Origin of the sequence: Pseudarthrobacter sp. C4D7, from assembly GCF_013359725.1 — a bacterium.
In the GTDB taxonomy this organism is placed as follows: domain Bacteria; phylum Actinomycetota; class Actinomycetes; order Actinomycetales; family Micrococcaceae; genus Arthrobacter.
In genome coordinates this window covers 153,761-165,640 of record NZ_JABFMW010000001.1, presented here as the reverse complement: position 1 = coordinate 165,640, position 11,880 = coordinate 153,761, and the positions used below count along the sequence as shown (strand labels likewise).

10 protein-coding genes and 2 tRNA genes are annotated in these 11,880 nt (G+C 67.1%); 6 read left to right on the top strand and 6 right to left on the bottom strand.

The window, feature by feature from the left end; translation table 11 throughout:
* Position 1: 1 nt before the first annotated feature.
* Together narI and HNO81_RS00790 are read left to right on the top strand one after the other, a co-directional pair.
* Positions 2–799, top strand: coding sequence for a respiratory nitrate reductase subunit gamma (gene narI / locus HNO81_RS00795; RefSeq protein ID WP_371818133.1), 798 nt, complete (start codon positions 2–4; stop codon positions 797–799).
* Positions 800–836: 37 nt separating this feature from the next.
* Positions 837–2,057, top strand: coding sequence for an MFS transporter (locus HNO81_RS00790; RefSeq protein WP_175316260.1), 1,221 nt, complete (start codon positions 837–839; stop codon positions 2,055–2,057).
* Here HNO81_RS00790 and HNO81_RS00785 read toward each other — a convergent pair.
* The 6 genes from HNO81_RS00785 to HNO81_RS00760 form a co-directional block, all read right to left on the bottom strand.
* A complete protein-coding gene (locus HNO81_RS00785) occupies positions 2,042–2,596 on the bottom strand; it encodes a dihydrofolate reductase family protein (RefSeq protein WP_175316259.1) in 555 nt (184 codons plus the stop codon). The genes HNO81_RS00790 and HNO81_RS00785 overlap by 16 nt on opposite strands.
* A gap of 72 nt (positions 2,597–2,668) precedes the next feature.
* Positions 2,669–3,466: a membrane protein insertase YidC gene (gene yidC / locus HNO81_RS00780; RefSeq protein WP_175316258.1), complete on the bottom strand. Its 798-nt coding sequence runs from the start codon at positions 3,464–3,466 to the stop codon at positions 2,669–2,671.
* A 93-nt stretch (positions 3,467–3,559) separates the two neighbouring features.
* Positions 3,560–3,633, bottom strand: a tRNA-Met gene (locus HNO81_RS00775).
* Between the two features lie 61 nt (positions 3,634–3,694).
* Positions 3,695–3,766 (bottom strand) — tRNA-Thr (locus tag HNO81_RS00770).
* A gap of 302 nt (positions 3,767–4,068) precedes the next feature.
* Entirely contained in the window at positions 4,069–6,153 is a 2,085-nt protein-coding gene (locus HNO81_RS00765; RefSeq protein ID WP_175316257.1) for a DEAD/DEAH box helicase, read from the bottom strand.
* Between the two features lie 407 nt (positions 6,154–6,560).
* The gene (locus HNO81_RS00760; RefSeq protein ID WP_175316256.1) at positions 6,561–7,214 is read right to left on the bottom strand and encodes an MOSC domain-containing protein; all 654 of its coding nucleotides are present in this window, start codon (positions 7,212–7,214) and stop codon (positions 6,561–6,563) included.
* A 179-nt stretch (positions 7,215–7,393) separates the two neighbouring features.
* Between HNO81_RS00760 and HNO81_RS00755 the strand changes: the two genes are divergently transcribed.
* The 4 genes from HNO81_RS00755 to HNO81_RS00740 are packed head-to-tail and all read left to right on the top strand — an operon-like array spanning position 7,394 to position 11,876.
* The gene (locus HNO81_RS00755) at positions 7,394–7,999 is read left to right on the top strand and encodes a Tat pathway signal protein (protein ID WP_175316255.1); all 606 of its coding nucleotides are present in this window, start codon (positions 7,394–7,396) and stop codon (positions 7,997–7,999) included.
* Between the two features lie 3 nt (positions 8,000–8,002).
* Entirely contained in the window at positions 8,003–9,214 is a 1,212-nt protein-coding gene (locus tag HNO81_RS00750) for a glutathionylspermidine synthase family protein (RefSeq protein ID WP_175316254.1), read from the top strand.
* Positions 9,211–10,704, top strand: coding sequence for an APC family permease (locus tag HNO81_RS00745; protein ID WP_175316253.1), 1,494 nt, complete (start codon positions 9,211–9,213; stop codon positions 10,702–10,704). The genes HNO81_RS00750 and HNO81_RS00745 overlap by 4 nt, the downstream gene beginning before the upstream one ends.
* Positions 10,701–11,876, top strand: a complete 1,176-nt coding sequence (locus HNO81_RS00740; protein ID WP_175316252.1) for an acyl-CoA dehydrogenase family protein — start codon at positions 10,701–10,703, stop codon at positions 11,874–11,876. Before HNO81_RS00745 ends, HNO81_RS00740 begins: the two co-directional genes overlap by 4 nt.
* The last annotated feature ends 4 nt before the right edge of the window (positions 11,877–11,880 follow it).

The following is an 11,880-nucleotide window of genomic DNA, read 5'->3' as shown; positions in this document are numbered from 1 at the left end:
CATGAGGGCACCCGGGGCGATGCTCGAGACGGAGCCGGGCGGCGTCGTCGTACTTAACACCTGGGACACCGTCCTGTGGGGCGTGCTGCCCTACGTCATGGTGGTGGTGCTGGTGGGCGGCCTGGTGTGGCGCTACCGGTACGACCAGTTTGGCTGGACCACCAGGTCCTCGCAGCTGTACGAATCCAGGCTCCTGCGGATCGCTTCACCCCTGTTCCACTTCGGACTGCTGGCCGTGATCGCCGGGCACTTCTTCGGGCTGGTCATTCCCATGGCCTGGACCGCTGCGGTGGGCATGAGCCAGGAGTTCTACCACTTCAATGCGCTGCTGGTGGGCGGCATCGCCGGGGTGGGAACGCTGGGCGGCATCGCGCTGCTGATCTACCGGCGGCGCACCACGGGGCCGGTGTTCATGGCCACCACCAGGAATGACAAGACCATGTACGTAGTGCTGACCGCCGCCATCGTCTTCGGCCTGTGGACCACGCTGGCCAGCGTTTTCGAGGGCGAACACGGGCACAACTACCGGGAAACCGTAGCGCCCTGGTTCCGGTCGCTGTTTATCTTCCAGCCGGACATCGCAGCGATGGCGGCCGCCCCGTTCTCGTTCCACCTGCACACGCTGGTGGGGATGGCGCTGTTCGTCATCTGGCCCTTCACACGGCTCGTGCACGCCTTTACCGCTCCCCTGCACTACCTGTTCCGCCCGTACATCGTCTACCGGTCCCGGGACAGGGAGACCAAGGGCAGGGGCTGGTCCGCCGTGGGGACTCCGGACAGGGACACCCGCAACCGCTGACCGGCGGAGCATTTTGGCTGATGAGGAGGAGCTAACAGTGGCCGGAACAACCCCTACGCCAGCCGCCGGCAGGGCGCTGAACCTGACGCTCGCGACGGCGGCCTCCGTGGCGGGTTTCTGGGCGTGGAACTCGGTGGCCACCCTCGGCGCCTTCTATACCCAGAACCTGTCCCTGACGCCCGCGACCACCGGGATCCTGGTGGCCATGCCGGTGTTCGTGGGCTCGCTGGGCCGGATTGTGGTGGGCACGCTGACGGACAAATACGGCGGCAGGGCGATGTTCACCTTCGTCCTGCTGGCGGCCATCCCTCCCATCCTCCTGGTGTCCGTGGGCGGCCTCCTGGGTTCCTTCGCGCTGGTGCTGGGGGCCGGGCTGCTCCTGGGCGTGGCCGGCACCGTATTCGCCGTCGGAATCCCGTTCGTCAGCGCCTGGTACGAACCGGCCCGCAGGGGCTTCGCCACCGGCGTGTTCGGCGCGGGCATGGGCGGGACGGCTCTGGCCGCCTTCCTGAACCCGCGGCTGGTGGCCGGGATCGGCTACTTTCCCACCCACCTGCTGATCTCCGGTGTCCTGGTGGTGATGGCCGGGCTGGTCTGGTTCCTCATGAAGGAAGCACCGGGCTGGGCACCCAACCATGCGCCGGTGCTGCCCAAGCTCCTGGACGCTGCCAGGACCGCCGTCACGTGGAAGATGTGCTTCCTGTACGCCGTGGTCTTCGGCGGCTTCGTCTCGTTCGCCACCTACCTGCCCACCTACCTGCGGGACGTGTATACCTTCGATCCCGCCGGCGCGGGCGCCCGGACCGCCGGTTTTGCCCTGGCGGCCGTCCTTGCGCGGCCGGTGGGCGGGGTGCTGGCGGACAAGCTGGGCCCCAAGCCAGTGGTGCTCGTGGCGCTGGCCGCCGTCGCCGTCCTGGGCTGGGTGGTCAACCTCAGGCCCGACGGCGAGGTGCCCGCCGGTGCCACCTTCGTTGCCATGGCCGCGGCGCTGGGGCTGGGGACGGGCGGGGTGTTCGCCTGGGTGGGTGTCCTGTCCCCGGCTGGAAAGGTGGGCAGCATCAGTGGCATCGTCAGCGCCGCCGGCGGCCTGGGCGGCTACTTCCCGCCGCTGGTCATGGGCGCAACCTACGACGCCGCAACGCGCAGCTACTCGATCGGCCTGCTCCTGCTGGTGGGTACGGCACTGGCGGCGCTGCTGTTCACCCTCCTCGCGGTCCAGCCCAGGGCCGGGACCGCAGCGGTTCAGCGGGCACGGTAGCGCAGGTACGCCACCCCGTTGCCGAACCTGCGCTGGTCCACCAGCTCCAGCTGCGCCTTCAGCCCGTCAGGCAGGAAGCGCAGGCCACCGCCGACGGCCACCGGGTTGATGAAGAGCTGGCATTCGTCCACCAGCCCGGCCTTGAGGGCGTGTGCGGCGAGGGTGGGGCCACCGATGCTGATGTCCCGGTCGCTGTCCCCTTTCAGGTCCCTTATGGCACCGGGATCGAACCGGCGTTCCAGCCGGGTACGGTCCGTGCCAACGTGGCCCAGCGAGGTTGAGTACACTACCTTGTCCGCCGCGCGCCAGATACGGGCGTAGTCCTGGATGACGGGCGGCTCATCCCGGGTGTCCATGGTTTCCCAGACGGACATCACCTCATACATGCGGCGGCCCAGGAGGTGGGTGCCCACGTCCCGTTCGAGGTCGTTGACGAAGGCATGCACCTCCTCGTCCGGCGCAGACCAGGTGAAATTGCCGTCGGTGTCCGCCGTGTAGCCGTCGATGGACATGATTGCGGAGTAGATCAGCTTCGCCATGGGCCCATTCTGCCGGGGGAATTCCGCCAGGAACAGGCCCCGCCGGCGACGGGGTCCAGGGCTGTGCCGTGCTCAGCGGTTCCGGGAGGCCAGGAACTGCTGTCCCAGCGTCCAGAGGTTGGAGACCGTCCAGTACACCAGGACGCCAATGGGGAAGAAGATTCCGCCCACGCCGAAGACCAGGGGCAGCCCCACAAGGATGACCCGCCGCTGCAGCAGCTCAGGACCGGCGCCCGCTGTGCCCGCCATGCCCGCCATGCCGCGTGCGGCCACCAGTTTCTGCGTCAGGATCTGGGAAGCGGTCATCACCAGGATCATCACGACGGCGGGCACGGCCACGGCGGTGGGGTCGCCGCCGCCGTGCAGCAGCGAGGCGGACAGCGGAGCCCCGAGAATTGTGGCGGAATCGAACTGGACCACCTGGTCCCGTGACAGCGACCCAATGCCCTCACCGTGCCCCGACGCGTTGGAGATCCCGGAGAGCACCTGGAAAAGGGCCAGGAAGAACGGCGTCTGGATCAGCAGCGGGAGGCAGGCTGAGAACGGGTTGGTGCCGTGCTTCCGGTAGAGGGCCATCTGCTCCTGGGCCATGGCCTGCCGCGAGGCCTGGTCCGTGCGGCCCTTGTACCGGTCCTGCAACTCCATCAGGTCCGGCTGCAGGAACCGCATCCGGCGCTGTGCCCGGACCTGGGCCAGGAACACAGGAATTAAGGCCGCACGGATCACCAGCACCAGCCCGATGATGGCCAGCGTCCACGTCCAACCGTCCGCAGCAGGCATGCCCGCGGCACTGAGCCCGTCGTGGAAAGCCACCATGATGACCGAGACCAGCCACCGGAACGGCTCCATCACCGCTGCAACAATGTCCACCGAATCCCCGTCCGCCTGGTGGTGCCAAGCTACTGCGGATCCGGGAAACAGGAAAGCCCCCGGAATCTCGGGGGATTCCGGGGGCTTAGCCTGTAGCGGTGGGGAGGCTCGATCTCCCGACCTCACGATTATGAGTCGTGCGCTCTAACCAACTGAGCTACACCGCCACGAATGAGAAAAACCTGCGTCAAGCCGGTCAAAACCGCCTTGACGCAGGCCCTCATTCAGAGCCCCCCACCGGAATCGATCCGGTGACCTCGTTCTTACCAAGAACGCGCTCTACCACTGAGCTAGGGGGGCAACGAGTAAATACTCTACCGGAAGATTTACGCACCAACAAATCGGCGTCCAGCCACTCCCCCGGCCCGGGGAGGCGCACGCTGGCAGCACCCCGAAGGCGCCCTTTTCCGCGTGATTCCGGGGCGGAAGGGGCACTGGAGGGTGGTTGTCCCGACGCCGGGAGGAGGGTCTCAGACGCCACTCCCGTTCATGCCGGGGCCGGAATGTGTCCATCACCACACGCGGGTACCGGTTAAACGCCGATGGGCCGGCTCGAAAGCCGGCCCATCGCCGTCGTCAATCACTCACCGCAGGGGAAGTGTTTACCACTTGCCCTTGCGGTTGAAGTCGCGGTGTCCGCTGTCGCTGCCGCTGCGAGGCTTGCGGGCACCGTCGCCGTGGCCGGCGAAGCGGGAGTCGCCACGGTCGCTGAACGACCGCTCCGAACGGTCGCTGTAGGAACGGCCACCACGGTCAGCGGAGGAGCGCTCGCCGTCGTTCTTCCGGAATTCCTTCTTGAACCCGCCGTTGCCCTTGAAGTTTCCGCCACGGTTGCCCTGGTAGGCGCCGCGGTCACTCGAGGGCTTGCGGCCGTTGTCCAGCTCAAGGTGGATCAGCTCGCCGCCGATCCGGGTGCGGGACAGTGCACGCAGCTGCTCGGGGCTCAGGTCCGCCGGGAGCTCCACCAGGGAGTGGTCCGAACGGATGTCGATGCCGCCGATCTGGGCCGAGGAGATGCCGCCCTCGTTGGCAATGGCGCCGACGATGGACCCGGGCATGACGCGCTGGCGGCGGCCCACTGCGATGCGGTAGGTGGCGTTGCCCTCGGTCAGCGCACGGGTAGGCCCACGGGAGCCGAAGCCATCCTTGGACCGCTCGCGCTTCTGGAACTCGGGAGCCGCAGCCAGTTCCTTGACCAGCAGCGGCTGGCCGCCCTGTGCCATGACCGCGAGGGCCGCGGCAATCTCGGCAGCGGGAACGTTGTGCTCTTCTTCGTAGGAAGCGATGAGGTCACGGAAGGCTGCAACATCCTCGGACGCGAGGGTCTCTGTGATCTTGTCGGCAAACTTGCCCAGGCGCAGCGTGTTCACGGTCTCGGCCGTAGGCAGGTGCATCTGTTCCACCGGCTGGCGGGTGGCCTTCTCAATGGAACGCAGCAGGTACTTCTCGCGCGGCGTCATGAACAGGATCGCTTCGCCGGAGCGGCCGGCACGGCCCGTGCGGCCAATGCGGTGCACGTAGGACTCGGTGTCGTGCGGGATGTCGTAGTTGATGACGTGGCTGATGCGCTCAACGTCGAGACCGCGGGCGGCGACGTCGGTGGCGACCAGGATGTCAATCCGGCCTTCCTTCAGCGCGTCAACGGTGCGCTCACGCTGCTGCTGCGGGATGTCGCCGTTGATGGCGGCGGCCTGGAAGCCGCGGGCGCGCAGCTTGTCAGCCAGGTCCTCGGTGGCCATCTTGGTGCGCACGAAGGCGATGACGCCGTCGAACTCCTCCACCTCAAGGATGCGGGTCATGGCGTCCAGCTTCTGCGGGCCCATGATCTGCAGGTAGCGCTGGCGGGTGTTGGCGCCGGTGGTGGTCTTGGACTTGACCTGGACCTCAGCGGGATTGTTCAGGTACTGCTTGGACATCCGGCGGATCTGGCCCGGCATGGTGGCCGAGAACAGCGCCACCTGGCGGTCCTCAGGGGTCTGCTGGAAGATCTGTTCCACGTCTTCGGCGAAGCCCATGCGCAGCATCTCGTCAGCCTCATCCAGCACCAGGTACTGGAGCTCGGACAGGTCAAGGGAACCCTTGGAGATGTGGTCGATCACGCGGCCGGGGGTACCCACAACCACCTGTGCGCCGCGGCGCAGGCCAGCGAGCTGGGGGCCGTAGGCGGAGCCGCCATAGACGGGCAGCACGGTGAAGTCATCGATGTGCTTGGCGTAGGAGGTGAAGGCCTCGGCAACCTGGAGGGCCAGCTCGCGGGTGGGAGCCAGGACCAGGGCCTGGGTCTTGCGGGAGGGGCCGTTGAGGTCGTGAAGCTCGGCCAGGCGGGACAGCGCCGGCACTGCGAATGCTGCAGTCTTGCCGGTACCGGTCTGCGCCAGGCCCACTACGTCGCGGCCTTCAAGCAGCAGCGGGATGGTGGCTGCCTGGATGGGGGACGGCTTTTCGTACCCGACATCCTGCAGGGCGGCCAGGACGCGGCCGTCGATGCCGAGGTCGGCGAACTTGACGGTGTCTTCGTCGGCGTCTGAGTCGGCAGCCGGGGCATCCGCCGCGGGAGCGGTTACGGGAGCCTCGGCGGCGGGAGCGGTTACGGGAGCCTCGGCGGCGGGAGCGGTTACGGGAGCCTCGGCGGCAGCCACGGGGGCGTCCTCGACAACAGCGGTGGTTTCGTTCTGATTTTCAGGCATAAGAGAGATATTCCTCATCCATAGGGGGCCAGGCGGCACTACCCGAGGTGAGCGGAGCCGCAGTACACGTGCCGATGATGCCGGGCAAACGTTGACCGGCCGGTCACAGAAGTCCGGCGCTTTCGCAATCCCGTGGCAGGACTTCGCGCTGCATCTCTTGGCTGCTATCCCAGCAGTCTGTACAGCGTTTTCTTTAGCCGGCTCTCCCTATGAAAATGCCCGCATCGCTTGCGCGGGCCCCAACACTTGCCAGTCCTGCCTCAAGAATTGGGCAGGAAAAAGGGATTTCCGGAGTGGGGGATGTTTCCAGTGTAGGGCACCCACACCGCGGACCGGAAATTAAGGGCCCGGTGACGGCGGTGAGCTTGCGCACACCGCCGTCCGCACGGCTGTTGGACGGGGCGGTGCTACCGTCCCAGCCGCCGCAGCAGTACCTCAAACCTGGCGTGGTATTCGTCCTGGAGCCGGATCTCGCCGTCGGCCTCTGCAGCCCGCAGTGCCTCAACGGCCGCTGCGTCCGGCGCACTGAACCACTGGCCGATGGTGACCCCGTGGCGCGGGACGAACGTCCGTTCGATGGTGTCCCCGGCCTGGATGCTGCCGGTGCGGATGACGCGGAGGTATGTCCCCACCCGCCCCTCGTCGGCGAACCGCTTCACCCACTGGGGTTCCTTCATCCGGCGCTGGAAGGTGGCGCAGGGGGTGCGCGGGGAAGTGACTTCGAGTTCGACGCCGGAGCCCATCATCCAGCGTTCACCGATCACCGCGTGGGTGGCATCGATGCCGGCCACCCTGAGGTTCTCACCGAAGCTGCCCGGCGGCAGCTCCCGGCCCAGCTCAGCACTCCAGAAGTCGGCGTCGGCCTGGGAATAGGCATAGACGGCCTGATCCTCCCCGCCGTGGTGGGCCCTGTTGGCCTGGATGTCCCCGCGCAGGCCCAGCTTGTGCACCTTGACCGGACCACTGGCCGGACGTTTGTCGATGGCTGTGACACCCACGGAGCTTTGGTCCCCCACGAGCTGGTGGACGCGGCAGACGGCGAGCACAGAACCTGATTCCATGGCATCAGTCTAGGGTCCGGCAAAACCACATCTGAACGGGCGCGCAATGGGCAGTTCTCCCCTGTTCCTGCACTGCGTCCCTGCTCGCAGGCGGGACCGGCAGGGACTACGCTGAATCGAGACTTGCATTGGGGGTGCAGTGCTGTGCCCAAATCGCGCGACGAATCGAGGGGGACGCCGTGGACCCGAACCAGAAAGACCCAAAAGAGGATCCGGAGAACGGGCCGGCACAGGAAGGCGCCACTGGTGCGGGCAACACTGCCAAGCCACCGCCCTGGCAGGTTCCCAAGCCGGACCTGCGTCCGGAACTCCTCAATGAGCCCGTCGCCCCGGTGGACCCGTTCGCGCGCGAGCGGGAGAAGCAGCTCAACCAGGCGGCCGCCCGCAAGAAGCGCTCCCAGCGTCGCACCGTGGTGGTGGGCCTGGGCGTGACGGCGCTCCTGGCCGGCACCATCACGGCGGTGGTTGCCAGCAACGAGGATGATCCGGAGTACGCACAGGTCTGTTTCAACGACGAAACCGGCGAGCGCGTCTCCGACACCAACTGCGACAGTTCCGCCGGCCGCAGCGGCGGCATCTATGCCTGGTACTTCTACTCCCGCGGCGCAAGCGTGCCGCCCATCGGGCAGAACAGGTCCACCGCGCCCAACTACACGCGCACCGTCCCCACCGGCGCCAAGGCGTCCACGGGCTACAGCAGCAAGGGCGGCACGGTCAGCCGCGGCGGGTTCGGTTCCAGCGCCAAGAGCGGCTCAAGCGGCGGCGGCAAGGTCTCGGGAGGCTGAAGCATGAAACGGATGTTGTCTGAGCCCCGCCCGGGCTGGAAGCAGAAGATCGAAGAGCAGGGCCTGGTTTTTTCCACCACCACCATGGATGACGGGCGCCGGATCGAGTACTGGAACGAATCGGCGTACTACGAGTTCACCACGGAGGAGGTGGAAACCCTTGAGCTCGCGGCCGAGGACATGCACCGGATGTGCGTGGAGGCAGCCAAGTTCCTTGCCACCGGCGCCATGGGGAGCATCGGCATCGGTCCGCAGGCCCTTGAGCTTGCCGCCGAATCGCTGCAGGCCGGTGACGTGGACGTGTACGGCCGGTTCGATTTCATCTACGACGGCCAGGGCGGCCCCGCCAAGATGCTCGAATACAACGCCGACACCCCCACCGGGCTCATCGAGGCCGCCGTCGCGCAGTGGTTCTGGCTGCAGGATGTCTACCCGGAAAAGGACCAGTGGAACGGCATCCACGAGGCCCTGATCCGGCAGTGGAAGAAGTTCCAGTACCGCACCGGAATGAGCACGCTGCACGTTGCCCACTCGGAAGTGGAGGAATCCGGCGAGGACTGGATGACGGCCGCCTATATGCGCGACGTCGCCAGCCAGGCAGGTTGGACCACCATCGGCATCAACATGTCCGATATTGGCTGGGACCCCAACCTGAACCGGTTCGTGGACCTGGACAACTTCATGATCAGCACCATCTTCAAGCTCTACCCGTGGGAGCTGATGATGAAGGAGGAATTCGGCCCCCGCCTGCTGGAGCGCGCCCACAACCCGCGCTGGGTGGAGCCGGCCTGGAAGATGCTGCTCTCCAACAAGGCCCTGCTCGCGGCACTGTGGCACCTCTACCCCAACCACCCCAACCTGCTGCCCGCGTACCTCACGGACCCGGGGCCGCTGAAGGAATGGGTGGCCAAGCCCCTGCACGGCCGCGAAGGCGACAACATCCGCATCCACGCGGACGGCCTCACGCTGGAGCAGCCCGGCGGCTACGGCCGCGAGGGCTGGTGCTACCAGCAGTACCACCCGCTCCCCGACTTCGACGGCAACCGCCCCGTCCTGGGCCTGTGGGTGGTGGATGGCGAGTCCGTAGGCTGCGGCATCCGCGAATCGGACGGGCCGGTCACGGACTACTTCTGCCGCTTTGTGCCCAACACCATCGACGCCCCGGCGCCGCTTTCGGCCGTGGCCAACTCCACCAAGGCAGGAATCACCCTATGAGCACGGACATGACGACGGCGGGCAGCCACGGCGGCGGGGCCGGCGCCCCGGTGCCGGGCAAGGGACTCCGGGCCGGGATCCTGGACCTGGGCGATTCGGTGATGCTGGGGCTGGCCTCCACCGCCCCGGTGTATTCACTGGCTGCCACCCTGGGCCTGATCGTTGCCGTCAACGGCAACTACACTCCCCTGATCCTGCTGCTGGGCTTCATCCCCGTCCTCTTCATCGCCTATGCGTTCCGCGAGCTCAACAGCGCCATCCCTGACTGCGGCACCACGTTCACCTGGTCACGGCAGGCTTTCGGTCCCTGGGCCGGCTGGCTGGGCGGCTGGGGCGTGGCGCTGGCCGGGATCGTGGTCCTGGCCAACCTGGCGCAGGTGGCGGGCCAGTACCTGTGGCTGCTGGTGGGTGACGGGTCGCTGGCGCAGAACAAGCTGGTGGTCACCGGGACGGGCCTGCTGTTCATCGTGCTGATGACCTTGGTGAACTATCGCGGTATCCGGCTGGGCGAGCACGTCCAGCGGGTCCTGACCTACATCCAGTACATTGCGCTGGGCGTCTTCGCCCTGGCCATCGTCGTGCGGATCGTGGGCGGGGCACCCGAGGGACAGGCCTTCGACTTCGAATGGTTCAACCCGGTGGGTGCCTTTGCCGACCCCGGAGCCGTGGTTCATGGGGCCCTCCTGGCGTTGTTCATCTACTGGGGCTGGGACACCTGCCTGGCCGTCAACGAGGAAACCGAGGACCCATCCACCACCCCCGGCAGCGGCGCCGTGATCTCGGCCTTCGTCCTGGTGGCAATCTACGTTTCCGTGGCGCTGCTGGTGATGATGTACGCCACCGTGGGCTCCGAGGGGATCGGGCTGGGCAATGAGGCCAACCAGGACGACGTGTTCCTGGCCATGAAGGATGTGGTGCTGGGACCGTGGGGCTGGCTGATCGCGGTTGCGGTGCTGGCCTCCGTCCTGTCCTCCACGCAGACCACCATCCTGCCCACCGCCCGCGGCACGCTGTCCATGGGTGTCCACGGCGCCCTACCGGCCAGGTTCGGCGAGGTGCACCCGCGCAACCAGACACCGGGTTTTTCCACCAAGGTGATGGGTGCCGCCGCAGCCGCCTATTACGTGGCCATGAGCCTGCTCAGCGAAAACCTGCTGGCGGACTCCATCAGCGCCATCAGCCTGTTCATCGCGTTCTACTACGCCCTGACCGGGTTCGCGTGCTTCTGGTACTTCCGCGGAACCCTCCGGGATTCGGCCCGCAACCTCTGGTTCCGTGGCATCCTTCCTCTTGTGGGGGCGCTGCTGCTGACGGCCGCGTTCTTCATCTCGGCAGTCCAGATGTGGGACCCGGCCTACGGCGACACCCGGATCTTCGGCGTCGGCGGCGCGTTTGTCAGCGGCGTAGTGCTGCTGGCCCTGGGCGTGGTGCTGGCCGCCGTCTGCCGGTTCCTGCCTTCCACCCGCGGCTACTTTGAGGTAAAGCGATGACCGCCTCCCCGTCCGACATCCTGGACCTTGATGCCCTCCTGTCCACGGAGGAGCTGGAGCTCCGGCAAAAGGTCCGCGACTTCACCCACCAGCGGATCCGGCCGGAGATCGCCCGCTGGTATGAAGACGCTGTTTTTCCCCTGGAGCTGGCGACGGAACTGGGCGAGCTCGGCGTCCTGGGCATGCACCTGGAGGGCTATGGCTGTCCGGGCCGGTCCGCCGTCGAATACGGCCTCGCGGCGATGGAACTGGAGGCCGGCGATTCCGGTATCCGCACGTTCGTCTCCGTCCAGGGGTCGTTGGCCATGACCGCCATCCACACGTGGGGTTCCGAGGAACAGAAGCAGGAATGGCTGCCCCGGATGGCTGCCGGCGAGGTGATCGGGTGCTTCGCCCTGACCGAGCCCACGGCCGGTTCAGACCCCGCTTCCATGGCCACCTCCGCGGTCCGGGACGGCAGCGGCGACGACGCCGGCTGGGTGCTCAACGGCGCCAAGCGCTGGATCGGGCTGGCCTCGGTGGCCGGTGTCATGGTGGTGTGGGCCATTACGGACGACGGCGTCCACGGTTTCCTGGTGCCGGCCGGTACCCCCGGCGTCACGGCCACGCCCATTACAAACAAACTGTCCATGCGCGCATCCATCCAGTGCGACGTGGTGTTTGACGGCGTCCGGCTGGGTCCGGAGGCCCTGCTCCCGGGTGCGCGGGGTCTTCGCGGCCCGTTCACCTGCCTGAACGAGGCCCGGTACGGGATCGCCTGGGGTGCCATGGGCGCCGCCCGCGATTCCTACGAGGCGGCACTGGAATATTCGCTGGAGCGGCTGCAGTTCGGGAAGCCGCTGGCGGGCTACCAGCTCACCCAGCAGAAGCTGGTGGACATGCTGGTGGAGATCCAGAAAGGCACCTTGCTGGCACTGCACCTGGGCCGGCTCAAGGACGCGGGAACCCTCCGGCCCGAACAGATCTCGCTGGGCAAGCTGAACAACGTCCGCGAAGCCATCCGGATCGCCCGCGAGGCCCGCTCCATCCTGGGCGGCAACGGCATCACCACGGACTACTCTCCGCTGCGGCACGCCGCAAACCTGGAATCGGTGCGCACCTACGAGGGGACGGACGAGGTGCACACTTTGGTCCTGGGCCGGCACGTCACGGGTCTCGGCGCCTTCCACTGACGTC

What these genes read in the sequence shown, in the direction of transcription:
- HNO81_RS00750 (WP_175316254.1), top strand. Translation starts at nt 8,003, where the DNA reads ATGAAACGGATGTTGTCTGAGCCCCGCCCGGGCTGGAAGCAGAAGATC.
- HNO81_RS00760 (WP_175316256.1), bottom strand. Translation starts at nt 7,214, where the DNA reads ATGGAATCAGGTTCTGTGCTCGCCGTCTGCCGCGTCCACCAGCTCGTG.
- HNO81_RS00745 (WP_175316253.1), top strand. Translation starts at nt 9,211, where the DNA reads ATGAGCACGGACATGACGACGGCGGGCAGCCACGGCGGCGGGGCCGGC.
- HNO81_RS00740 (WP_175316252.1), top strand. Translation starts at nt 10,701, where the DNA reads ATGACCGCCTCCCCGTCCGACATCCTGGACCTTGATGCCCTCCTGTCC.
- HNO81_RS00765 (WP_175316257.1), bottom strand. Translation starts at nt 6,153, where the DNA reads ATGCCTGAAAATCAGAACGAAACCACCGCTGTTGTCGAGGACGCCCCC.
- HNO81_RS00785 (WP_175316259.1), bottom strand. Translation starts at nt 2,596, where the DNA reads ATGGCGAAGCTGATCTACTCCGCAATCATGTCCATCGACGGCTACACG.
- narI (WP_371818133.1), top strand. Translation starts at nt 2, where the DNA reads ATGAGGGCACCCGGGGCGATGCTCGAGACGGAGCCGGGCGGCGTCGTC.